Raw genomic sequence first — 24,954 nt, 5'->3', positions numbered from 1 at the left:
GTAAGTGAGGGTGAATTAAACACGGTTATTTTTTGCAGCCGGAATAAGGGGGCTGCCGCCCCATTAATTAAATATTTGCGACCAAATCGCTAATTCATCGATCCCCAGATATTCACGGAAAATTAAACCATCACGTAATTCAAGCTGGCTGATACCGGTAATTGATATGGGTTTACGGGTCGGCGCACCAAATTTGCCGTAACCGTCATGCCAGGTTAACAACGACCAGCGCAATGAAAGTCGAATCGGCTCATTAGGATCTTTACGCACAATCAGGTGATGAAGCTGCGTTTCGCTGTCGGCAAATGAAGCGCGATAACCGGAAAGCTGTGCGCCAATTTCCTGTTCGCCGGTGCAGAGGCAGTGCCCCGGCGCGTACAGCGTCGCCGCCGGGTGATAGAGACCGGGCACCACGCCGCTGTTACCGCCCGCCCACATCGTTAAGTAGCGCTCAACGACCCCGGCCAGCGCCCCTTCCACGTCGTCGCCCTCAGGCCCACCCGCCCAGCGGGCGTCCAGCGTCTCAGCAGATACAGATTCCAGCCCAAGCTGCTGGCGCATGGTCGCCAGGTTAAAAGCAAAGTCGCGGACATCCAGCCCCAGTTGCGCCACAATCGCGGCACGATCCTGAAGCAGCCACTCCTGGCGTACGGCACCATCAACACAGATGCGATCGGCCCAGGTGCGGACCCAGACATTTTTCCCGGTCGGCGGGCCAAAAAATCCCTCCCCCTGGTGCTGAATGCGGGCTACGGTACGCTGCGCCGCATAGTACTCGTCCCCCGGGTTCTGGCTGCACAGAATATCCTCCGTCAGCACCGCTCGCTGCGGGAAGCTGTGCATCGCCTCAAGCGTCAGGCGCATAAACTGGGAAAGCTCATGCAGCTGTTTTTCGGGGGTAGTGAAAACCACCGGCGTGGCGTAAAAATCCGCCAGCTGGCCGATATCTTTCTGCTCCCACACCACGTGCGTCAGCGTCAAAATGAACTGCTGGATAGAGTCGAATTGAGGGCTGAAGCCCCGTAATCTGGTCATGTGCGCTCCTTAGACTGGAATAGCGTTAAACCATTGGTTTCGATAACGCCGCTGCGTGGGCGACGCGCCGAGTGGCGTATCACCAGCGTACCGGGCACCGTAATCTGTTCAGGCTCTATGGTTCCGCTGTCAATTTGCTTCATTAACAGTTCCACCGTGGCATCCACCATCGCGCCGACCGGCTGCGACGCCGAGGTCAACGCATAAGAGGGCCAGCCGGAAGGGCCGATGTCGTCATAGCCGACAACGGAGACCTCCTCCGGAATGCGCAAACCAAACTCATAGCGCGCCACATCCATTACCGTGACGGCCATATGATCGTTGGCGACAAAGACCGCATCCGGCGCTGGCGACGTCGAAAACAGGGTATAGGCTGCCCGGGTGGTTTGCTGAGCGTCGTAATTCCCGTGCACCACCCGGACATCGGTGATGCCATGTTCTTCCAGCGTGGAAATGAACCCGCGCTGGCGGGCGATATTGACCGGGGAATCGGCCACGCCGCCCACGTAGGCAAAACGCTTGTGCTCCCCCGCCAGCAGAAACTCGGCAATCTGCCGCGCGGCCGCTTCGTTATTACTGTTGACGCTGGAGGCCATGCCACTCTCTTCGCTGCGGTTAAACAGCACTACCGGGATCCCGGCGGCAAGGCACTCCTCGGATAACTCCAGCGACAGCGTCACCGAGGCCAGCACAATGCCATCCACCCGGTACTGCATAATCTGGTCAAAAATACGGTCTACGTTACCTTCCCGATCGCCAACGAACAGCAGCAGGTGATAGTTCAGCGTATCCAGCTTTTGCGCCAGCGCCTCCAGCACCTGCGAGTAAAAGGGGTTATCAAAGTAAGAAATGACGACACCGATAATGCGCGAACGAGCCGTGTTGAGCGAACGGGCGATCGCATTCGGGCGATAGCCCAGCTCGCGCGCTGCCTTCAGCACTTTTTCACGCGTTGCCGGTGAAATGCTGGCCCCCGGCGTGAACGTTCGCGACACCGCAGATTGCGATACCCCCGCCAGCTGAGCGACCTGTTGGGATGTGACTGCTGCAAAAGTCTTACGTTTCATTACCCCTGATTCCTTATCAACGTCCTGCCCATTTGCGCGTGCTTCAAACGCCTCAGCAAGTGGGTGTTTTTTATACTTACACCACCTTTGCATGCGTATGCAACACAAAAAATTAAAATTCTCACAACAAGATCGAGATCACTTTACAAATGTGAAACCTTTTCGTAACTTCAAATCTTGAATACGTATGCAAAGAGTTTTCATACCGTCAATGGTACCGGAGAGAACAGGAGTCGCCCAAAGGATTGAACCGGTAAACGTCGTCCCTGACTGGTTATAACCCATTAATTCTTAAGAGGTTCAAAACCATGTTTCAAGCACTGTTACGCCGTCGGGAAGCCCGGCTCTTTTTCATCATCAGCATCCTGTTCTTTATCTGCATTCATAGCATTGATGCATTCCTGGCCCCCATGATGATCAACCAGGGCATTGAGCCACAGATCATGGGCATCATCATGGGCGCGTCCGGTCTGGCAACCCTTCTGATACGCTTCCCGTTAGGCATTATTTCCGACGTGGTTAAAAGCCGCAGGATCTTCATCCAGATTGGCCTGCTGCTGCCAATTATCGCCTGGCCGATTGCCTGGCTTGAACCCAACGCCATTACGCTGTATCTGGCGAAAGCGGCAGACGGTGTCACGGCGGCGACCTGGGTGCTGTACAACATCCTGTTCATGCGTTACTTCGGTCGCAACGAAGCGCCTGCCGCCGTCGCGCTGCTGGCGCTGGCAGGGCCCATCGGCGTGTTTCTCGGTAACTGTATTGGCGCGGTGCTGATTCACTATTTCGCCAATAACATCGCCTTTTTTGTCTCCTGCATCTCCGCCCTGGTGGCGTTATTCCTGACGACCCGCATTCAGGACGTGCACGACCCGGTTCAGGCCCCCACGCTTAAAGCCTGCATTACCGGCGCGCGCCAGCAGCTGGCCGACCGTTCCGTCTGGCTGATTGGCATCCTGGCGACCGTCGTCATTCTGGTGCCCTTCGCCACCCGCGACACGCTGACGCCGGTCTATGCCGAGCAGCTTGGCGCCCGGGCGGGGATCCTCGCGCTGCTGGGTAACATTCACCTTCTTTTTTACGGGCTGGCCATCGCCCTGTGCAGCTCGGTGTTTTATCAGCGCCTTGGGCTGGTAAAAACCGCCGTGCTCGGCATCGTTTTACAGGTGATTTCCACTTTCGGCATTCCCTTTACCAGCAATATCTATGTGATTTACCTGTGGCAGGCGCTGGCGGGGTTCTCGTTCGGTATGGCCTTTGCCGCATTCATGTCGCTCAGCGTAGTGAATACCTCGTCTGATGAACAATCCACGCGAATGGGACTATTCCAGACCATTTATTCCTGCGGCATGTTTGTCGGGCCGGTAATGATGGGAGTAATGATGCAACATATTAACCTGTCGTCCGGTTATATATTGATTGCCGCCCTTTCCGTTGTGGCCGCTATTGCCACGCCGCTGTCCGCTCGATGGGTATATGCCCGTAAAACGCAAACCTCAGCCCAATTATTAAAAAACGGTGCGTACGCTGCCGCGCCGGATCAATAACTCTTTCTGAAGTAAACCCCCTTTCCCGGCTCGCCGGGAGGATAACTGACATCTGAAAAAGGTAAGGAGAAGCGAGTGTCCTGGAAATTAAAAACCGGTAAATCTACCGAAGAGCGCCAGCAAGCCAACCAGCAAATAAGAGAAACGGTTGAACAAATACTTGCGGATATTGAAAAACGCGGAAATAAAGCCATTCGCGAATTATCCATTAAATTCGATCGTTATGACCGTCAGGATTATCGTCTGACGTCCGCGGAGATTGACCGCTGCATAAAACAGTTAAGCCGCCAGGATATTCAGGATATTGAATTTGCCCAACAGCAGGTGGCGAATTTTGCCCGCGCGCAGAAAGAATGTCTGCGGGACCTGGAAATTGAAACGCGTCCCGGGGTGATCCTCGGACATAAAAATATTCCGATTAACGCCGTAGGATGTTACGTGCCTGGCGGAAAATATCCCCTGCTCGCCTCCGCGCACATGTCGATCATCACTGCCAGCGTGGCGGGGTGTTCAAGAATCATCAGCTGTGCCCCGCCGTTTAACGGTCAGCCCGCCCCGGCGATTGTCGCGGCGCAAAAAATGGCTGGCGCAACGGAAATCTATGCCCTTGGCGGCATTCAGGCGATAGGCGCCATGGCGCTGGGCACGGACTCGCTGGCACCGGTCGACATGCTGGTCGGGCCCGGTAACGCCTTCGTCGCGGAGGCCAAACGCCAGCTGTTCGGCCGGGTAGGTATCGATCTGTTTGCCGGTCCGACGGAAACGCTGGTGATTGCCGATGACACTGTTGACGCGGAAATGTGCGCCACGGACCTGCTGGGCCAGGCCGAACACGGCGTCACCACCCCTGCCATCCTGCTGACGAACTCGCTTCAACTTGCCAAAGAGACGCTCAGCGAAGTGGAACGGCTGCTGGAAAAGCTCCCTACCGCCGACATTGCCCGCCAGTCGTGGCAGGACTACGGGGAAATCATCGTCTGCGACAGCCACGAAGAGATGCTGCTGGAGGCAGATCGTATCGCTTCCGAACATGTTCAGGTGATGACCGACCGGGACGACTGGTTCCTGGCTAACCTGACCAATTACGGCGCGCTGTTCCTTGGACCGCGTACTAACGTGGCCTACGGCGATAAGGTGATCGGCACCAACCACACCCTGCCCACGCAGAAAGCCGCACGTTATACCGGCGGCCTGTGGGTGGGGAAGTTCATGAAAACCTGCACCTTCCAGAAAGTCCTCAGCGACGAAGCCACTGCCGAAATCGGCAGCTATTGTTCCCGTCTGTCGCTGCTGGAAGGGTTCGCCGGACATGCCGAGCAGGCCAATATTCGCGTGCGCCGTTATGGCCAGACGGAAGTTCCCTACGCCACACCGGCCCCGGTCAGGGAAAAGGTGTAAGCCATGACGCTTTTGCAAACGCCCTCTTTCACCCTGCACGGCAAACGCGCGCTGGTGACCGGCGGGTCAAGAGGGATTGGCTTCGCCGCCGCCGTCGCCCTCGCACAGGCGGGAGCAGAGGTATGGATCGCCGCCCGGGGCCGCGAGGCGCTGGCGCATGCCACAGGTCTGGCAGCGGAACACAGTCTCGCATTTCACCCGCTGGAACTGGATATTACCGACACTCAGGAGGTGGCGCGTGTGCTGGCGACGTTGCCCACGCCCGACATTCTGGTGAACAGTGCCGGGCTGGCCCGCCACCAGCCGTTTCTTGAGGTGAACGAGGAAAATTTCGATGCGGTGATGGCGCTTAACCTGCGCGCCACCTTTTTTATCAGCCAGCATGTGGCGCGCAGAATGCGGGCGGACGGTAAGGGGGGATCGATTATTCACATCTCATCGCAAATGGGACACGTTGGTGGCCCCGAGCGTAGCGTGTACTGTGCCTCCAAATTCGCGCTTGAAGGGTTAACCCGAACGATGGCGCTGGAGCTGGGCGATGCGGGGATCCGTGTCAATACGCTGTGCCCGACCTTCATTGAAACCGACCTGACGCGTTCGTCGCTCGCCGACCCGGCATTTCGCCGCTATGTGCTGGACAACATCAAACTGCGCCGGCCAGGCAGGCTGGAGGACATTATGGGGCCGGTAGTGTTCCTCGCCTCTGAGGCCGCCGGGCTGATCACCGGCAGCGCCCTGATGGTTGACGGCGGCTGGACGGCTACGTGAGGGATGCAATGGAATATCCGCTTCTGGACAATACCGATCTGCCGCTGGTGCTGCTTGGCGGCACGCTCTGTAACGCCCGGCTCTGGCAGCCCGTCATTGAACGGCTGAACGTCTCAGCGGTGCTGTGCATCACGCTGACGGGCGCAGAGTCCGCGCCGCAGGCGTCACGGCGGTTGTTAAAGGTTCTGCCACCGCGCTTTCTGCTGGCGGGCTTTTCGCTCGGCGCGATTGTCGCGCTGCAAATGGCCGCCGACGCGCCAGAAAGAGTGAACGGGCTGACGCTGATTTCCGTTAATCCGTTGCCCGTTGCGCCAGACACCCTTGCTTCACGCCGGGAAGCGGTACACACCGCACAGGCGCGGGGCCTGGCCGACTGGCTGGTCTCGTCGCTGTGGCAGAGCTATGTCGCCCCGTCACGTCTGTCCGATCGGATCCTGCAAGAGACTATTTGCCGAATGGCGCAAGAGTGCGGCATTGAGACCTTTGCGGAGCAAACGGAAATGGCCATTCACCGGCAGGACAACCGGGCTGCGTTTAACGCCCTCTCCTGCCCCACATTACTTCTAAACGGCGCGCAGGACGTTATCTGCACGCCCCATCATCATCAGCTACTGGCAGCAGGCAACGCGAACGTGACCAGGCATACGGTGGAGGCTGGCGGGCATTTTATTCCGCTGGAAACCCCGGATGAGATCGCGCCGCTGCTGCGTCAGTGGATAACGGAGTGCATACAGTGCGCAAAAACAGTTTAAAGACCGCATTTCTGGAAAATACCCCGATCGTTAACGGCTGGCTGGCGATCCCGTCCGGGTATAGCGCGGAAATTATGGGCCATCAGGGTTACGACGCCGTCACCGTCGATTTGCAGCACGGCATGATTGATTTTGCCAGCGCGTTGTCGATGCTACAGGCGCTATCGAGCACGCCTGCCGTGCCGCTGGTGAGGGTGGCAGATAACGATCCGGCGCAAATCATGCGCGTATTAGACGCCGGCGCGTATGGCGTAATCTGTCCGATGATCTCCAGCGCGGAACAGGCTCGCCGTTTTGTCGCTGCCTGTCGCTATCCACCGCTGGGTGTTCGCTCCTTTGGTCCGGCCAGAGGTCTACTCTACGGCGGCAGTGATTATCCACAGCACGCTAACGACGAGATCCTGACGCTGGCAATGATCGAAACCCGCGAAGGGCTGGCGGATCTTGACGCCATCCTTGATACCGAAGGACTAGACGGTGTGTTTATTGGCCCCAACGATCTCTCGCTGACGCTGACCGGCAGCGCCAGCGCCGAATCCCAACATCCCGAAATGCTTGCTGCTATTGAGCGGGTGATTCACTGCTGCCGCCAGCAGCAGAAGATTGCCGGTATTTTCTGCACTTCCGGCGCGGCCGCCGCAGCGCGTATTGCGCAGGGTTTCCAGTTTGTTACCCCTGCAAACGACGTTATGCAGCTGGGTCGCGCCTCACGTGAAGCAATTGCCCTCGCCCGCGGCAACGCCATCCCTACCACCGGTGCATCCGGGTATTAAAAGGAGAAATGATGAAAACTATCCATCTTAGCCAGAGCCAGGCACGAACACGGTTAATCGCCCCCGACGATATGGTTTCCTGCAATCTTGCTTTTATTGATTGCAAGCTGCCCGGTTCGCATCTCAAACAAAACTATTCCTTCATCGGCCCGGGTGTAACTCAGTCCAGCGAGCAGATTGTTAATATCCCCGAGCCGCACGGCTTTAACATTGGCGCGGCGGCTATGCCGAAAGGGGTAACCAATAACCTGCATCTGCATTTCACCGCAGAAGTGTTCCTGATCCATGAAGGGACATGGCGTTTTCGCTGGGGCGCCAACGGCGAGCATGAAGCGGAATTTAACGCGCCCACCATCCTCTCAATACCGACCTGGATCTTCCGCGGTTTCACCAACGTCAGTAAAGAAGATACCTGCGGCATGGTATTTACCGTGCTCGGCGGGGACAACACGGGCGGCATCATCTGGCACCCGTCAGTGCTGGCGGCCGCCAGCGAGTACGGTATGTATCTCAGCAAGGATAATATGCTGATTGCGCAGGAGGCAGGTGAACCAACGCCCGATCCCGCCACGCTGCTGACGCCGCTGTCAGAGCAATATATTGCCGGTCTGCGTGACTACAGCGTTGAGGAGATGCGCCAGCGTGCGGTAACCGGCGATGATCGCTGCTGGTCAGCGCAGGGACTGCTGGACTCGGTGCTGCCGGGACACGGCGGCGAAATTGCGCCGGTTATCGGTTTCGGCATTTCACAGGATCGGGATTCCGCTCCCGCTATCCTGAGCCCGCACGGTTTTTCCGTCGAATGGCTGCGGCTTGCTGACGACCACATTGTCGGTCGCCATCTCTGCCCGGATATTCAGGTGATCATGGTCTTTAAAGGCCAGCTGGAGGTGACCTGGAACGAGGCGGGTAAGGAAGTCAGCATTATCGCCCCGGAACGTTCGGTGATCTCCATTCCGGCAAACAGCTGGCGCCGCTACCGCGCGGTTGATGGCAATGTGGAGTTTATTCTGACGACCCGGGGCGATCAGCGTAAGCGCCTGTACTGGGACGAAGCGATCCTGCACCAGGCGAGAGAACACAATCGCTGTCTCGATCCTGATGGCTACGTGGCGGATGCCGACATCCTGCCAGCCACGGCCCGTCGGGCCGGAGAAAAAGTAGAAAAAGTGCCAGCAGCTAACTGATTTTTACGGCAAAGTGGCGCAAAATAGGGGGGCAGGGATCGCCTGCACCATCATCAATAATGATGCACATAAAACGGATTGCATGATAAACATGGATGGAAAATCAAATGTACAGACCCATAGTCGTTATCCTCTTTATTCTTCTGACGCTCGCCGCACTGATTGAAATGGGGATTATCTCTTTCGGCTAAACCTCCCCCCTCAGAAAGGCCACATTTGCGGCCTTTTTATTTATGAAATATGTGAAGTCGACAGTTTATTTTTATGCGTAGCAGAATCCAAACCCAAACCGAAAATATATTTCATTAATGCAATTCTTTGAAATATATCATACAGCAGATGATTCACCCTAACTTAAATCATTATTAAGCAGTCATTAATATTCGCTGTAATTATAAATAAAGCCTATGTATTCAGTATTATCCCCCTCTCATTTCTTCCACTACCTAATCCCGACCGCCTGTACGCCAACGCCTCTGTGGCGCGGCCCGCATAGCCAACAAAATATATTCGCGCTATCAATTAATTTTCTCTGCAATCACAGTGCAGGGTTTACAGACACTTAATTTGCACATTCAGATATTTATAGCTATATCATTTTTACAGCAAAACAAATAATACCTGCACAAATAATAAGGTTTATAAATTACGAAAATATAAATAAATAACAGTTACTCATGTAAATAATTAGCTTCGCCCTGATGTTGCCACGTTGATTGCTGGCGGGTCTCGGTCGCTCTAAAGAAAGCAACGGTAAATACTGTTTTATTCACAGTATTTTCGCCGGGAGCGCCCTCATCCCTCCAGAAAATATGGCCACGTCTGACACGCCGTAAACAATAACTCTGCTGGAGTAATAACTGTATGAGCCAAATATCTGTTATATCGAAACTAACTGGCGTGGAAACGACCACGGAGGGAACACAGGTAACACTCGGCCATTCGTCTATTGTTAAACTTAACGTGGATCGCGCCGATATCTCAGGTTACTCCCGCAGCGGAAACGATCTGGTGATTACCCTCCACTCGGGCGAAGTGATTACCCTCAAGAATTTCTACGGCACCGACGCGCAGGGCGTGAGCCAGCTGGTGCTTGAGGAGAGCGACGGTGCGCTGTGGTGGATTGAAGATCCAACCGGTGCCGCCACCTATGAATCCATCGCCTCCACGGACGCCCTACTGGCGGCGTCAGGGAGTGATACCGGCGGCGCCGCAGCGTGGCCCTGGGTGCTGGGTGGCCTGGCCGTCGCAGGTGGGATTGCCATTGCGGCGGGAACCGGCGGTGGAGGTGGCGGGGATGACGATAACAACAGTCCGAATCCCGGCAATCCGGGAAATCCTTCCGAGCCAGATACCACGCCTCCGGATGCCCCCACCAATCTACAGGTCTCACCTGACGGCAAAACCGTTACCGGTACCGCTGAGCCGGGCAGCACGATTACCCTGAAAGATGCCGATGGCAACACCATCGGAACGGGCAAAGCGGGCAGCGACGGGAAATTTACGATTGATCTCGGTACGCCACTCACCAACGGGGAACAGATCACCGCCACCGCCACCGATCCGTCCGGCAATACCAGCCAGGGCGGTCAGGTTACGGCACCGGATTTAACCGCGCCGGATGCACCCGAGATTGTCACCGTCAATGATAACGTGGGCGCCGAAACAGGCCCGCTGAGCAACGGACAACGCACGGACGATGCGCGTCCGACGTTCAGCGGCATCAGTGAAGCCGGCACCGTCATTACCTTCTATGACAACGGGAAACCGATTGGCACCGCCACAGCCGATGCCACCGGGAAATGGAGCTTTACCCCGTCGACCAACCTGTCTGAAGGCAACCACGCCATTACCACCACCGCGACCGATGCCGCAGGCAATACCAGCCCGGCATCCACGGCGGTAACCTTCGTGGTCGATACCGTCGCGCCTGGCGCGCCAGCGATCGTCAGCATCACCGATGATGTTGCGCCTGGCACCGGCACGCTCGGGAGTGGAAGCAGCACCAACGACCCGCGGCCACAGCTCACCGGCACGGCGGAAGCGGGCTCGACGGTCACCATCTATGATAACGGCATTGCCATTGGCACAGCGGTTGTGGGCAGTAACGGAAGCTGGAGCTTTACGCCGTCGGTGAACCTGAGCGAAGGCAGCCACCAGCTTACCGTGCGCGCCACCGACGTCGCCGGTAACACCGGCCTGGCCTCGCCGGTCTTTACCGTCACGGTAGATGTCACCGCGCCGCAAACGCCTTCCGGATTTATCATTAACGACGACACGGGCGTACTGAAAGGGGCGATCGGTGCCGGGCAGTTTACCGATGCCTCAGAGCCGCGCCTGACGGGCAGAGGCGAACCGGGCAGCACGATCACGGTTTACGATAACGGCGTTGTTATCGGCACCACCACCGTTCTGCCGAACGGTACCTGGAGCATCACGCCGACGAATCCACTGGCAGAAGGCGCACACTCGATTACCCTGCGGGAAACTGATGCGGCAGGCAACCAGAGCGGTCTGTCTCAGCCGATCAACTTTACCGTCGATCTTACGCCACCGCTGGCGCCGGAAAACGTGGTGATCTCTGCCGACGGCACCACCGTAACCGGTACAGCCGAGCCGGGCAGTACCGTCACCATTCGTGAAAATGGCGTGAAGGTCGGGGAAGCGGTCGCCGTCGATCAGGGGAATTTCAGCGTAGATCTGATCCCGCCGAAAGCCAACGGCGAAGCCCTGACCGCCGATGCCACTGATACCGCCGGAAACACCGGTCCGACCGCGCCGTTTGACGCGCCGGACATCACCGCGGCACAAACCCCGGTCATCACGGGCGTGGTGGATGATGCCCCCGGCGTCACCGGTCCTGTCAGCCAGAACGGTCTCACCAACGACAGCACGCCAACCATCAACGGAACGGGCGAGCCTGGCACCACCATCACCCTCTACAGCGGTACTACCGAAATTGGCACCGCAGTCGTGTCGGCGAACGGTCAGTGGTCCATCACGCTGGAAACCGCGCTACCGGACGGCGGGCACGTACTGACGGCGACGGCGGTTGACGCCAACAATAACCTCAGCGGGACATCGAACACCTGGAGCATCACGGTGGATACCGCCGCCCCGGGCGCGCCGGCCATTACGCAGGTCATTGATGACGTACCGGGCCGCACGGGTGCGCTCGACACCAATGAAACCACCAACGACACGCTCCCGACGCTGAACGGTACCGGCGAGCCGGGCTCCACCGTGACGATCCGTCTGGACGGACAGGATATTGGTACTGCCGTTGTCAACAGCGGTGGCGCATGGACCTTCACGCCTACTACCCCATTAGTGAACGGGCAGCATACGTTCACCGTCGTCGCGAGCGATGCGGCCGGTAACGCCAGCGCACCATCAGCCGGCTTTACCTTTACCGTCGATACGACTCCGCCACCGGCGGCCACCATTGACACCGTTTCCGATAACGTGGGGCCCGTGCAGCTTCCGCTTAACAGCGGGGACACCACCGACGACACGCTGCCGCAGTTGCAGGGAACCGCACCGGACGGCACCACCATCACGATCTATGACGGAACCACCCTGCTCGGCACGGCGGTGCTCGACGGCAGCGGTGGCTGGAGCTTTACGCCAACCACGCCGCTGACGGACGGCTCGCACTCGCTGACGGTCCACGCAACGGATGAGGCGGGTAACACCACCATTTCGCCGCCGTTTGAACTGGCGATCGACACCACCGCGCCTGCAACGCCGGATATTCCTGAGATCACCGTCAACCCGGACGGCGGCACGCCGGGGACGGCCCTGAATCCTGGGGAGACCACCCGGGATACCACGCCAACCCTGAGCGGCTCGGGCACGCCGGGCGATACCGTCAACATTTACGATGGCGCCACCAAAATTGGTGAAGCCGAGATCGATGGCGACGGTAACTGGAGCTGGACACCCACCACTCCGCTGCCTGACGGCACCTACGATCTCTCCCTGACGGTGACCAACCAGGACAGCGCCGGGAACGAAAGCGCCCCGTCCACGCCGGTGACCATTACCATTGATACCGACGCGCCTGCCCAGCCGGGAACCCCAACGGTGACAGACAGCGTAAGCCAGATCACCGGCCCCGTGCTGGATGGCGAATCCACCAACGATCCGCGTCCGGTCCTGAGCGGCACCGGTACGCCGAATGACGTCATTACCATCTATGACCAGGTGGGTACAGGCGAGCCGCAGGCCGTGGGCAGCGTTACGGTGGACGGTAACGGTAACTGGAGCTGGCGTCCTGAGGACAACATTGGCGAAGGGACGCACGAATACACGGCGACCGCCACCGATGAAGCCGGGAACGAATCTGTGCCATCAGCCGGTATCACGATAACGGTCGATACCCTCGCCCCGGACACCCCTGTTATCAGCGACATCGCCGGCGCGCAGAACGGCGGGTCCACTAACGACACCACACCGACCCTGAGCGGAACCGGCACCACCGGCGAGACGGTGATCATCTACAACAACGGCGTGGAAGTGGATCGCGTTGAAGTCGTCAATGGCGGATGGTCCTATACCCTGCCGACGCAGACCGACGGCCCGCTGAATATCACCGTCGCCGCGGTGGACGATGCCGGTAACGTTAGCCCGGTAAGCCCGGTCTTTACGGTGGAGGTTGATACGCAGGCGCCAACCGTGCCGCAAATTGACGCCGTCTCTGACAGCCAGCTGACCAACAGCGTGCTTTACACCCGCGACGGTACGCCAACCCTCACCGGGATTGGCGAGCCGGGTTCGAGCGTCACCGTTTCTGTTGATGGTGTCGCCTCGCCGGTGGTCGTGGAGGTTCAGCCGAACGGGACATGGTCCTGGACCGCCGACCCTGCGCTTACCGAGGGGCCGCATACCTTCTCAGTGGCCGCGAGTGACGCGGCGGGGAATACCTCCGCCAGCTCCGGCGATCTCAGCGTGACGGTGGATACCCTGCCGCCTGCAACGCCAACGAATATCACCATTGCCGCGGAGGGCACCCCGCTGACCGGGACGGCAGATGACGGAACCACGGTGACGGTTCGTGACGCCAACGGCAATGTCATTGGGACCGGGGTCGCGACGGAAGGCACCTTCTCCATTGCCCTCTCCCCGGCCCAGTTGGATGCCGCGACGCTGACGCTCACCGCCACGGACCCCGCAGGCAATGCCAGCCCGTCAACCACCTTTGACGTGCCGGACTCTCCGCTCGAGCTGCCTGCGGTACCGGTGATTACGGCGATCAACGATGACGTCGATCCCGTCACGGGTGATGTGAAAGATAAAACCACCAATGACGTCACGCCTACCCTTACCGGCACCGCCGATCCGGGCAGCGTGATCGCCATTTATCAGGATGGATCGCTGCTTCCGGTGACCACTGTCGTTGCGGATACCAACGGCAACTGGAGCTACACGCCGCTGTTGCCGCTGACGGAAGGGCCACACACCTTTGCCGTGACCGCCACGAATACCACCACCGGCGAGACCAGCGGACAGTCGCCGATCGCGACCGTGACCGTCGACCTTACCGCACCGACAGCGCCAGCCATCGGTGCGGTGACTGATGACGTAGGTCCGATCACCGGCCCAATCGCCGACGGGCAGAGTACCAATGACAACCGTCCTACCCTGACCGGGACAGGCACGGCCGGGGACACTATTACGGTGTACGATGACGGCGACCCGCTGGGCACCGTTGTTGTCGGTCCGACCGGCACCTGGAGCTACACGCCGCCTGCGCTGGACGACGGCAGCCACACCCTGACCGTGACCGCCACCGACCCGGCAGGCAATGAGAGCACCCCGTCGGCCGGGATCACCATTGTGGTCGACACCGTCTCCACCACGCCGGTGATTACCAGCGTGACGGATAACGCAGGCAATGCGGCAACGCCTGTCCCAAGCGGCGATCCAACCAACGACACCACGCCAACCCTGACCGGTACCGCCGAGCCGAACAGCGTCGTCGCCATTTTTGATGGCGCCACGCAGATTGGTACGGTGTCGGCAGACGGTACCGGCGCCTGGGCATTTACCCCTGAAACCGCCCTCGGGGAAGGAACGCATGACTTTACGGTCAGAGCGACGGATCCGCAGGGCAACGTCAGCCAGCCGTCCGGCGTCTGGAGCATCAATATCGATCTGACGGCGCCACAGGTGCCGACGATCGATACGGTCAGCGACAACGCTCCGGGTGGCGTAACCGGCCCGCTTACCGCCGGGCAGGTCACCAATGACACCACACCAACCCTGAGCGGCACCGGCCAGGCGGGTACCACCATTCACGTTCTGAATAACGGCGTGGAGATTGGTACCACTACGGTCGACGGCAACGGTAACTGGACCTTTACGCCGGATCCGGTTCTGACGGACGGGACGTATAACCTGCGCGTCAACGCCAGCGATGATGTCGGAAACGTCTCCGCCAACTCGCCAGTATTCGCCTTTACGGTGGATACCACTGGCCCTGCGGCCCCGGTGGTTACCACGGTGATAGACGATGTCAGCCCGGGAACGGGAATCATCGCCAGCAACGGTTCCACCAACGACACCCGTCCAACCTTCAACGGTACGGGGGAAGTGGGCGCAACGGTGCACGTTATTGTCGATGATGTGGAAATCGGCACGGCGGTCGTCAACGCCCAGGGTAACTGGACCTTCACGCCGACCACCGCGCTGGGTGAAGGGCCGCATACCATTACCTTCAACGCCACCGATGCCGCAGGCAATACCGGGGTCACCTCGCCACCGTTCAACCTGACGGTGGATACGTCGGTGCCCGACGCACCGGTCTTTACCCCTGCCACCGACAATGCCGGTCCCGTGCTGGGCCCGGTCGCCTCGGGACAAAGCACAGACGACACCACGCCAACGCTGAACGGCACCGCGGCAGCCAACGCGACCATCACCATCTATGAGAATGGTCAGCAGGTGGGCACCGCCGTGGCGGATGCCAACGGCGTATGGAGCTTCACCACCGGCACGCTGGCAAACGGCAGCCACACCTGGACCGCCACGGCAACCGATGCCGCGGGCAACGTCAGCCCTGCCTCACCAGGCTTTACGCTGGTTGTGGATACGACTGCGCCTGCCGCGCCGGTTATCACCCAGGCGATTGACGATGTTGGCACCATCACCGGGGCGATTGGCTCCGGCCAGACCACGAACGATCCTCTCCCGCGCCTGGTGGGGACCAGCGAGCCGCTGGCCACCGTGAATATCTACGAAGGCACTACGCTGGTGGGCACCGGTACTGCCGATGCTAACGGCAACTGGACCGTGGATATCACCGTGCCGCTGGGCACCGGGTCACACACCTTTACCGCAGAAGCAACGGATCAGGCGGGGAACACCGGCGCGCCGTCCGCCGACTTCAGCCTGACCATTGACACTACGCCGCCAGCGCTACCGGTGCTGACCAGCATCACCGACGACGTCGGTAATGCTGCGACGCCTGTCGCCAACGGCGGGTTAACCAACGATGCACGTCCAACGCTCACCGGTACGGCAGAAGCCGGCGCGACGGTAACCATCTATGACAATGGGGTACAGATTGGCACCGCGGTCGCCACCGGCGGCGCGTGGAGCTTTACGCCGTCCACCCCGCTGGCTGACGGGCCGCATAATCTGACCTTCTCCGCCACCGACGCCGTGGGCAACGCCAGCGCGCAGACCGGGGGTTACACCATCAATGTGGATGCCACCGCCCCTGTCGCACCGGCAATCACCTCGATTGTGGATGATGTGGGAACCGTCACCGGCCCTGTCACCGGCACCAACCCAACCAACGACACCCGTCCGACCTTAAACGGTACGGCGGAAGCCAATGCCACCGTACGTATTTACGACGGCACAACGCTGGTGGGAACCGTCACTGCCGATGCCAACGGCAACTGGACGCTGCCGCAAACCAGCACCACGCTGACCGAAGGCGCGCATAACTTCACCGCCACCGCCACCGATGCCGCGGGCAATACCAGCGCGCCATCGCCGATTATCACGATCAACGTTGACCTGACGCCGCCAGCAGCCCCAACCGGGCTGGCGGTGATCACCAACGGGACGCAGGTTACCGGTACGGCGGAAGCAGGAAGTACCGTCACCATTACCAGCAGCACCGGAACCGTGCTTGGTACCGCCGTCGCGGACGGCAGCGGAAACTTCAGCGCCACCCTCACCCCTCCACAGACCGGCGGGGAGTCACTGATTGTCTTTGCTACCGATAAGGCCGGTAACGCAGGTATCACCACCTCCGTGATTGCTCCGATCACCACGATCCCGAACGCGCCGGTTATCGCTAACATCGACGATAACGTCGGCACGGTGACGGGCAACCTGACCAACGGGAAAACCACCGATGACACCACGCCAACCCTGAGCGGCACGGCGCAGCCAAACGCGACTATCACCCTCTATAACAACGGGGTGCTGATGGGCACGGTCACCGCAAATGCCAGCGGCAACTGGAGCTTCACCACGCCGGTGCTGAGCGAAGGGCCGCATGCCTTCACCGCCACGGCGAGCAACGGCTCGGGCACCAGCCCGATTTCCACCTCGACCACCGTCATTGTCGATCTCACTGCGCCAACGGCCCCGACCGGGACCTTCAACGCAGACGGCAGCGTACTGACCGGTAGCGCCGAAGCGGGCAGTACCGTCACCATCCGTCTGGCGGATAACTCAACGGTCACCGCCACGGCAGACAGCAACGGCTCCTGGAGCTACACCTTCCTCAATAAACAGACGGAAGGCCAGACGCTGCAAATCACCGCCACCGACGCGGCAGGCAACGTCTCGCTGCCCGGCTCAGCCCTTGCGCCGGTGGTGCCGCTCTCAGCCAGCACCAACGTTGAAGAGCTGGCGCTGACAACCACCGCAACGGTGACCAACTCGCAGTACAGCGACTATGGTTTCCTGCTGGTGGGCGCCGTAGGTAACGTGCTGACGCTGCTCGGCAACGACACCGCGCAGGTAGGTTTCACCGTCGGCAGCGGCGGCAGTGCGGATATTGCCGTGAACGCCAACGCCACGGGGGCCGTACTCTCCCTGCTCAATACCCTTGAGCTGGTGGTACAGCGCTTTGACGCCGCCAACAACACCTGGACCACCGTGGTCGACACCGGACAGCCGCAGTTCGCTGACCTGCTGACCCTCGGTGCGACGGGGGTGTCGCTGAACCTGACCGGCCTGGCGGATGGTCAGTATCGCGTCCTGAGCTACAACACTAACCTGCTGGCAACCGGCTCTTACACCAGCCTCGATGTGGCGGTGAAAGAGACCAGCGCAGGCACCGTGTCCGGCGAGACCAGCGTTGTCGGGAACGTCATCACCGACGTGGACCCAACCGCAGGCAGCGACAACGCCCCGGCGGGCACCACCGTCACCGCGGTCACCAACGCCCAGGGCACCACCACCAGCGTCACGGCTGACGGCACGGTGATTCAGGGGCAGTACGGCACGCTGACCATCAACCTGGACGGCAGCTATACCTATAACCTGACCAACACCAGCGCCGCCGTCATTGGGCGCACGGAGAACTTTACCTACACCATCACCCACAACGGCACCAGCGCCTCGGCAAATCTGGTTCTGTCGCTGGGCGAAGGCACCAGCAGCAGCGGTATCGTGGCCGTGGACGATACCGCCTCGCTGACCTTCGATACCACCGTGGAGGCGATCAACAACGGCACCTCGTCGCAGGGCGGCTTTACCCTGGTGGGGATCAACCTTGGCAATACGCTGGGGCTGAACCTGCTGGACGATCTGGCCAACCCGATCATCTATAACGTGGAAGAAGGCACCACCCGCACCATGACCGTTCAGGCGTCCGTGGGCGGCGTGGCGCTGGCCTCGGTGTTCGACCTCTACATCTATAAGTTCAACAATGCGACGCAGACCTTCGAGCAGATGCGCGTTGAACCCGGCTGGCTGCGCGCGCCGCTGCTGGGCGGCACCTCCTCGCAGCTGACGCTGAATCTGCCCGCCGGCGAGTACCTGTTCCTGCTCAATACGGCGGCGGGGATCACCGCGCTGACGGCCTACACGCTGAACGTCTTGCAGGATCATGTCTACAGCGTGGCAAGCGTGAGCGAGAGCACGACCGGGGATGTACTGGCGGATGATATTGCGCCAGCGGGTACCGTAGTCTCCGACGTTAACGGCGTGGCGGTGAACAGCAGCGGTCTGACGGAGATCACCGGCGAGTACGGTACGCTGCGGATCAACGCGGCCGGAGAGTACACCTACACCCTGAACAGCGGGGTCGGGGCGGACCATATCAGCACGCCGGATACCTTCGTCTACACCATCACCGCGCCTGACGGCTCGAAAGACACGGCATCGCTGAACATCACCCCAACCGCGCGCCCAATGGATGCGGTAAACGATGTCAGCACCGCGATGGACGTCACGTCGGTTCACCATACGTCAACCTATACGGATACCTCCGTCGGCACCGCCAGCTGGACTACCGCCCTGTTGGGGTCAACGCAGGGCAGCGGAAGCGGGACCTTCGTGGTGGATGCAAACACCGCGCTGCATAACGCCTCGCTGCACTTTGACGTGGCCTCGCTGCTGGCACTGGGCGGGCTGACGGTGAACTGGTCAATCACTGACGGGACGAATGTGATTCGCAGCGGCTCCTTCAGCGGAGGCTCACTGCTGGGCGGCAGCATCGACGTTCCGCTGACCGGGCTGGATCTCAACGCCGGGACCTATACGCTGAACTTTACCGGCAGCGTACCGGGGCTGAGCGTGGGGAACATCACCATTACCCCAAGCGTAAACGGCACGACCTACTCCCTGTCGCAATTCGACGCGACGGGCACCCACACCGTTGACGGCAATATCTTCGACGGCACCGGCTCCGCAGGGGCGATGGACCAGCTGCACTCGGTTGATACCCGCGTGAGCATTACCGGCTACGACGGCGTTACCACCACGCTGGATCCGTACACCGGCAGCACGATGTCAAACATCACGGGCCACTACGGGACGCTGGCGATTGCCGCTGACGGCAGTTACACCTATACCCTTAACCCGGGGATCTCGCTCTCTACCATTACCAGCAAGGAGGTCTTTAACTACACCCTGACCGACGCCAGCGGCACCACGGATACCGCGTCGCTGACCATTGACATGGCGCCGAAATTTGTCAGTTCGGAGCATAACGATGTGATTAGCGGCACGGCCTACGGCGACACGCTGATTTATCAGGTGTTGAACAATACGGCGGGTAACGCTACCGCAGGTAACAGCACGGGCGACCACTGGACGAACTTCTCCCTCACGCAGGGAGACAAGATCGACATTGGCGATCTGCTGGTGGGCTGGAACGGTAGTGCGTCGACGCTGGGGAACTATGTGTCTGTTTCACAAAGCGGTAACAATACTGTGATCTCCATCGACCGTGACGGCACGGGAGCCGCCTACACTAAATCTGCGCTCGTTACGCTGGACAACGTTCAGACCACCTACGACGAGCTTGTAAACCAGCAACACATCATTACCTGATAGCACCTGCAAGAAATGACCCGGGCGCGCACAGCGCCCGGGCATAAACAAAAAAGCAGTACTTTTTTATTAGGGACAAGACATGGGAAAGAAGATGCCTTACTGGTGGCTCTCGTGCTGCCTGATATCTGTGCCCGCTATCGCGGCAAACCCTGCGGCGATGATTAATACCGGACAATTAAGCGAAACGCAGGAACTCCCCTCTTTAAATGGTCGCGTGGCGCCCGTAGCCAGCAAAGCCGCCCCCGGCACGCTACAGCTGAATGAAGCGGTTAACCGCGCCGTGACCTGGCATCCGGCCATCAGTGAAGCCGTCGGCAAACTTTATCAGCAGAGCGAAAATGTGGACGTCGCCAAATCGAAATATTATCCGCAAATTAACGCCGGCATGGATAACGGCTATAGCCACGACGGTGACGATAATGGCTTTACCCCTTCGCTGGTGCTTTCTCTTTCGCAAATGCTTTACGACTTCGGCAAAGTCGCAAGCCAGGTACGCGCGGAAAACGCGGGCGTCGCCCAGCAGCAGGCCAACGTGCTGGTGAGCATCGACACCATCGCCCACGATACCGCCATCGCCATGGTGCAGGTGCAGACCTGGCAGCAGATGGTCGAGACCGCCAAAGAACAGCTGGATGCCCTGTCCTCCATCGGCACCCTGACGAAACAACGTAATGATGAAGGCGCAACGTCACTCTCTGACGTGGTGCAGACCGACGCCCGCATCGAAGGGGCGCGTGCGCAGCTGATGCAGTATCAGGCCAGCCTCGACAGCTCGCGCGCCACGCTGATGAGCCTGCTGGGCTGGGACAGCCTGAACGCGGTCAGCAATGACTTTCCGCAGAGCCTGGCCCGCAGCTGCGACATCGCCGAGCCGGACGATCGTCTGGTGCCCTCGGTATTAGCGGCCTGGGCGCAGGCCAACGTCGCGCAGGCTAATCTCGACTATGCCAACGCGCAAATGACCCCTACCGTTTCGCTGGAGCCGGAAGTTCGTCACTACTTGAACGACCGCTACGCCGGCAACGAAACGCGGGACCGCACCCAGTACTCCGCGTGGGTAAAAGTGCAGATGCCGCTCTATCAGGGCGGCGGCCTCACCGCCCGGCGTAACGCCGCCGGACACGCGGTGGAATCCGCCCAGTCCACCATCCAGCGCACCCGTCTTGAGGTGCGGCAAAAACTGCTGGAAGCGCGCAGCCAGGTGATGAGCCTGATGAGCACGCTTCAGATCCAGGGCCGTCAGGAAGCGCTCAGCGCCCGCACCCGCGAGCTGTATCAGCAGCAGTATCTCGATCTCGGTTCCCGCCCGCTGCTCGACGTGCTCAACGCCGAGCAGGAGGTGTATCAGGCGCGCTTTACCCAACAGCAAACCGCCGGACAGCTGCATCAGCTTCAGCTCAACTGTCTGTACAACACCGGGCGCCTGCGTCACGCGTTCGATCTTGAAAACCGCACCATCCAGACCGTGGAGATCCAGCCATGAAGCAACGCGATATTCCGCAGGGTGAAAATATGACGGATGAGGCGCTGGAGCAGTGGGCGCAGGCGTTTGGCTATGTGGCGACGCGCTATCGCGTTGCCTGCTCGCCAGGCTCGCTGATCGCCGGCGCGCCGTGGCTGAAAGGCAAACCGATGGTGCCCGCGCTGACGCAGCTCGCCCGTGAAGCCGGGCTGACATTCCAGCTGCTGACGGCCGATCAGCACGCCATCAACAGCTGGCGTCTGCCGGTGGTGGTGGAGCTGAACGACGGTAAAATCGGCGTGATCGACAATTTCGACGGCGAGGATACGCTTGAGGTCAGCTTTTTCGACGACAGCACGCACACCAACCGCCTGTCGATGAGCGCGATGCTGCCTGCCATCCGCCACGTCATCGCCCTGCGTCCGCTGGCGGCGCTGAAGGACAGCCGCGTGGATGCCTATATCTCAAAATACCGCCCGGACTGGCTCTACCGGCTGGTGATGCGCGACCTTCGCCCTTACAGCTGGGTGATGCTGGCGGCACTGTTCATTAACGTGCTCTCCCTCTCGGGCATCGTCTTTTCCATGCAGGTGTATGACCGGGTGATCCCCGCCCAGTCCTATCCGACGCTCTATGTGCTGACCATCGGGGTGCTGATCGCCACGCTGTTTGGCTTTGTGCTGCGTGTAGCGCGCGGACACATTATGGATCTGCTGGGTAAACGCTCGGATCTGCGCGTCTCGGATCGGGTGTTCGGCCACGCGCTGCGGCTGCGCCACAGCGCCATTCCGCGATCCACCGGCAGCTTTATCTCCCAGCTGCGCGAGCTGGAGCAGATCCGCGAGATGGTCACCTCCTCCACCATCTCCACCATCGTCGATCTGCCGTTTTTTATCCTGTTTGTGATTGTGCTGGCGATCATCGCCCCGCAGCTGGCGTGGATCGCCCCGGTGGCGGCGGTGATCATGGTCCTGCCCGGCCTGCTGCTGCAAAAGAAGCTGGCGGAGCTGGCGAAGCAGTCGGCGCATGAATCGACCCTGCGCAACGCGGTGCTGGTGGAGAGCGTGCAGGGGCTGGAGGACATCAAGCTGATGCAGGCGGAGAACCGCTTTTTGCAGCAGTGGAACAGCTATATCCAGATCACCGCCGAATCCGGCCTGCGCACCCGCGAGCTGACCCAGAACCTGATCAGCTGGGGGATGACCATTCAGAGCCTGGTGTATGCCGGGGTGATCGTGGTGGGCGCGCCGATGGTGATCGACGGCACCTTAACCACCGGTTCAGTGGTGGCCGCCTCAATGCTCGCCTCACGGATGATCGCCCCGATGGCGACGCTGTGCGGCGTGCTGGCCCGCTGGCAGCAGGTGAAGGCGGCCAAAGAGGGGCTGGACAGCATTATGCAGCTGCCGACCGAGAATCAGCGCGAAGAGACGCCGATCCGTCAGGACGTGCTGCGCGGACATTACCTGTTCGAGCAGGCGCAGTTTCGCTATCACCCGGAAGATCCGCGTATGGCGCTGCGCATTAACCGTCTGGAGATCAAAGCGGGCGAGAAAGTGGCGATCCTCGGGCGCAACGGCGCGGGCAAATCAACCCTGTTGCAGGCGATGGCAGGCGGGATGGATCTGGCGGGCGGTGAACTGCGGCTCGACAACCTCAGCCTGCCGCATCTGGACGTGGCTGACGTGCGGCGAAACGTCGGCTTTATGACCCAGAACGCCCGGCTGTTTTACGGCACCCTGCGCGAGAACATCACGCTCGGCATGCCGCGCGCCACCGATAAAGAGATCTTCGAGGTGCTGGAGATGTGCGGCGCGGCCAGCTTTGTGCAGAAGCTGCCGAAGGGGCTGGATTACCCGATTATGGAGAACGGCGTCGGGCTGTCCGGCGGGCAGCGGCAGTCCATCCTGCTGGCACGGATGCTACTGCGCGATCCGAATATCGTGCTGATGGATGAACCGACCGCTTCCCTTGATGAGCATACCGAGCGGGAATTTATTCAGCGCCTCGGGGCGTGGCTTGGCAACCGTACGTTGATTGTCGCGACCCACCGCGTGCCGGTGCTGGAGCTGGTGGAGCGCGTGGTGGTACTCAAAGATGGCATGCTGGTGATGGACGCGCCAAAAGCCCAGGCGCTGAACAACAGCCGTATGCAGCAACAGCAGCAGGCAACCGGACGGGAGTGGAAAAATGAAAATCAGTCAGCGTGACGTTGCCGCAGTAGAAGATCTGGATAACGCGCTCGACTCCGAAAGCGGTTATACCGGTGCCCGGCGCATTGTTTTCTTCTCCCTGCTGATGTTTGTGGTGCTTGGCGTCTGGGCGTGGTTCGGGGTGCTGGACGAAGTCTCAACCGGCACCGGGAAAGTGATCCCCAGTTCACGCGAGCAGGTATTGCAGTCGCTGGATGGGGGCATCCTCACCGAGCTGAACGTGCACGAAGGGGATCAGGTGCAGGCCGGACAGGTGCTGGCGCGGCTGGATCCTACCCGCTCGGAATCCAACGTCGGCGAAAGCGCGGCGCGTTACCGGGCATCGCTGGCCTCCAGCGCGCGTCTGTATGCCGAGGTGAACGATCTGCCGCTCAAATTCCCGCCGTCCCTGGCGAAATGGACCGACCTGACCGCCGCTGAAACGCGGCTCTACAACTCGCGCCGCGCCCAGCTTGAGGATACCCAGCGGGAGTTGCGCGCCGCGTTAGATCTCGCGAACAAAGAGCTGGCGATCACCCAGCGGCTGGTGAAAACCGGGGCCGCCAGCCACGTGGAAGTGCTGCGCCTGCAACGGCAGAAAAGCGACCTGGAGCTGAAGCTCACCGACGTGCGTTCCCAGTATTACGTGCAGGCCCGTGAAGCGCTGTCGAAGGCCAACGCCGAGGTGGATATGGTGTCAGCGATCCTGAAAGGCCGCGAGGATTCCGTTACCCGTCTGACGGTGAAGTCTCCGGTGCGCGGGATCGTGAAAAACATCAAAGTGACGACGATTGGCGGTGTGATCCCGCCCAACGGCGAGCTGATGGAAATTGTGCCGGTGGACGACCACCTGCTGATTGAAACCCGCCTCTCGCCGCGGGATATCGCCTTTATCCACCCTAATCAGGAGGCGCTGGTGAAAATCACCGCCTACGATTACGCGATTTACGGTGGGCTACACGGGGTGGTGGAGACCATTTCGCCGGACACTATTCAGGACGAAGCGAAGCCGGAGGTGTTCTATTACCGGGTGTTTATCCGTACCAGCCAGGATTATCTGGTGAATAAGGCGGGCAGACACTTCTCGATCGTGCCAGGGATGATAGCGACGGTGGATATCAAGACCGGTGAGAAAACGGTGCTGGATTATATGATCAAACCGTTTAACCGGGCAAAGGAGGCGCTGAGGGAGCGGTAGTCAAACGCCGGGTGGCGGCTGCGCCTTACCCGGCCTACATTCTCGC

General features: G+C 60.0%; 12 protein-coding genes. 10 read left to right on the top strand and 2 right to left on the bottom strand.

The features are described 5' to 3' along the window. Positions 1 to 63: 63 nt before the first annotated feature. Both H2Z33_RS14095 and H2Z33_RS14090 read right to left on the bottom strand, forming a co-directional pair. Positions 64 to 1,035, bottom strand: a complete 972-nt coding sequence (locus H2Z33_RS14095) for a nuclear transport factor 2 family protein (RefSeq protein ID WP_015571630.1) — start codon at positions 1,033 to 1,035, stop codon at positions 64 to 66. Further along, positions 1,032 to 2,102: a LacI family DNA-binding transcriptional regulator gene (locus tag H2Z33_RS14090; protein ID WP_003862277.1), complete on the bottom strand. Its 1,071-nt coding sequence runs from the start codon at positions 2,100 to 2,102 to the stop codon at positions 1,032 to 1,034. Before H2Z33_RS14090 ends, H2Z33_RS14095 begins: the two co-directional genes overlap by 4 nt. Before the next feature lie 308 nt (positions 2,103 to 2,410). Here H2Z33_RS14090 and H2Z33_RS14085 point away from each other — a divergent pair, with 308 nt between their 5' ends. From H2Z33_RS14085 to H2Z33_RS14040, 10 genes are all read left to right on the top strand, one after another. Beyond that, positions 2,411 to 3,649, top strand: coding sequence for an MFS transporter (locus H2Z33_RS14085; protein WP_023295299.1), 1,239 nt, complete (start codon positions 2,411 to 2,413; stop codon positions 3,647 to 3,649). A 75-nt stretch (positions 3,650 to 3,724) separates the two neighbouring features. Further along, positions 3,725 to 5,047 carry a histidinol dehydrogenase gene (gene hisD / locus H2Z33_RS14080; protein WP_017692807.1) on the top strand — a complete coding sequence of 441 codons (1,323 nt, stop codon included), beginning with the start codon at positions 3,725 to 3,727 and terminating at the stop codon, positions 5,045 to 5,047. A 3-nt stretch (positions 5,048 to 5,050) separates the two neighbouring features. Then, positions 5,051 to 5,815, top strand: a complete 765-nt coding sequence (locus H2Z33_RS14075; protein ID WP_023304287.1) for an SDR family NAD(P)-dependent oxidoreductase — start codon at positions 5,051 to 5,053, stop codon at positions 5,813 to 5,815. 8 nt (positions 5,816 to 5,823) lie between these two features. Next, a complete protein-coding gene (locus H2Z33_RS14070; RefSeq protein WP_015571633.1) occupies positions 5,824 to 6,567 on the top strand; it encodes an alpha/beta fold hydrolase in 744 nt (247 codons plus the stop codon). Continuing rightward, the gene (locus H2Z33_RS14065; protein WP_023295301.1) at positions 6,549 to 7,340 is read left to right on the top strand and encodes an HpcH/HpaI aldolase family protein; all 792 of its coding nucleotides are present in this window, start codon (positions 6,549 to 6,551) and stop codon (positions 7,338 to 7,340) included. The genes H2Z33_RS14070 and H2Z33_RS14065 overlap by 19 nt, the downstream gene beginning before the upstream one ends. 11 nt (positions 7,341 to 7,351) lie before the next feature. Next, the gene (locus tag H2Z33_RS14060; RefSeq protein ID WP_063134900.1) at positions 7,352 to 8,527 is read left to right on the top strand and encodes a hypothetical protein; all 1,176 of its coding nucleotides are present in this window, start codon (positions 7,352 to 7,354) and stop codon (positions 8,525 to 8,527) included. An 864-nt stretch (positions 8,528 to 9,391) separates the two neighbouring features. Then, positions 9,392 to 20,053 carry a BapA/Bap/LapF family large adhesin gene (locus H2Z33_RS14055; RefSeq protein WP_114503585.1) on the top strand — a complete coding sequence of 3,554 codons (10,662 nt, stop codon included), beginning with the start codon at positions 9,392 to 9,394 and terminating at the stop codon, positions 20,051 to 20,053. Positions 20,054 to 20,135: 82 nt separating this feature from the next. Continuing rightward, the gene (locus tag H2Z33_RS14050) at positions 20,136 to 21,539 is read left to right on the top strand and encodes a TolC family outer membrane protein (protein ID WP_023295304.1); all 1,404 of its coding nucleotides are present in this window, start codon (positions 20,136 to 20,138) and stop codon (positions 21,537 to 21,539) included. Then, positions 21,536 to 23,728, top strand: a complete 2,193-nt coding sequence (locus H2Z33_RS14045; protein WP_017692801.1) for a type I secretion system permease/ATPase — start codon at positions 21,536 to 21,538, stop codon at positions 23,726 to 23,728. The genes H2Z33_RS14050 and H2Z33_RS14045 overlap by 4 nt, the downstream gene beginning before the upstream one ends. Further along, positions 23,709 to 24,908 (top strand): HlyD family efflux transporter periplasmic adaptor subunit, encoded by a 1,200-nt coding sequence (locus H2Z33_RS14040; RefSeq protein ID WP_017382757.1) that lies wholly within the window; start codon positions 23,709 to 23,711, stop codon positions 24,906 to 24,908. The genes H2Z33_RS14045 and H2Z33_RS14040 overlap by 20 nt, the downstream gene beginning before the upstream one ends. The last annotated feature ends 46 nt before the right edge of the window (positions 24,909 to 24,954 follow it).

It is taken from the genome of Enterobacter sp. YSU, assembly GCF_016082135.1.
GTDB classification, from domain to species: Bacteria; Pseudomonadota; Gammaproteobacteria; order Enterobacterales; family Enterobacteriaceae; genus Enterobacter; species Enterobacter hormaechei_C.
Note: the sequence above shows the minus strand (reverse complement) of the source record. Positions and strands in the feature narration are given on the sequence as shown.

What these genes read in the sequence shown, in the direction of transcription:
- H2Z33_RS14045 (WP_017692801.1), top strand. Translation starts at nt 21,536, where the DNA reads ATGAAGCAACGCGATATTCCGCAGGGTGAAAATATGACGGATGAGGCG.
- H2Z33_RS14075 (WP_023304287.1), top strand. Translation starts at nt 5,051, where the DNA reads ATGACGCTTTTGCAAACGCCCTCTTTCACCCTGCACGGCAAACGCGCG.
- H2Z33_RS14040 (WP_017382757.1), top strand. Translation starts at nt 23,709, where the DNA reads ATGAAAATCAGTCAGCGTGACGTTGCCGCAGTAGAAGATCTGGATAAC.
- H2Z33_RS14085 (WP_023295299.1), top strand. Translation starts at nt 2,411, where the DNA reads ATGTTTCAAGCACTGTTACGCCGTCGGGAAGCCCGGCTCTTTTTCATC.
- H2Z33_RS14090 (WP_003862277.1), bottom strand. Translation starts at nt 2,102, where the DNA reads ATGAAACGTAAGACTTTTGCAGCAGTCACATCCCAACAGGTCGCTCAG.
- H2Z33_RS14055 (WP_114503585.1), top strand. Translation starts at nt 9,392, where the DNA reads ATGAGCCAAATATCTGTTATATCGAAACTAACTGGCGTGGAAACGACC.
- H2Z33_RS14095 (WP_015571630.1), bottom strand. Translation starts at nt 1,035, where the DNA reads ATGACCAGATTACGGGGCTTCAGCCCTCAATTCGACTCTATCCAGCAG.
- H2Z33_RS14050 (WP_023295304.1), top strand. Translation starts at nt 20,136, where the DNA reads ATGGGAAAGAAGATGCCTTACTGGTGGCTCTCGTGCTGCCTGATATCT.
- H2Z33_RS14070 (WP_015571633.1), top strand. Translation starts at nt 5,824, where the DNA reads ATGGAATATCCGCTTCTGGACAATACCGATCTGCCGCTGGTGCTGCTT.
- H2Z33_RS14060 (WP_063134900.1), top strand. Translation starts at nt 7,352, where the DNA reads ATGAAAACTATCCATCTTAGCCAGAGCCAGGCACGAACACGGTTAATC.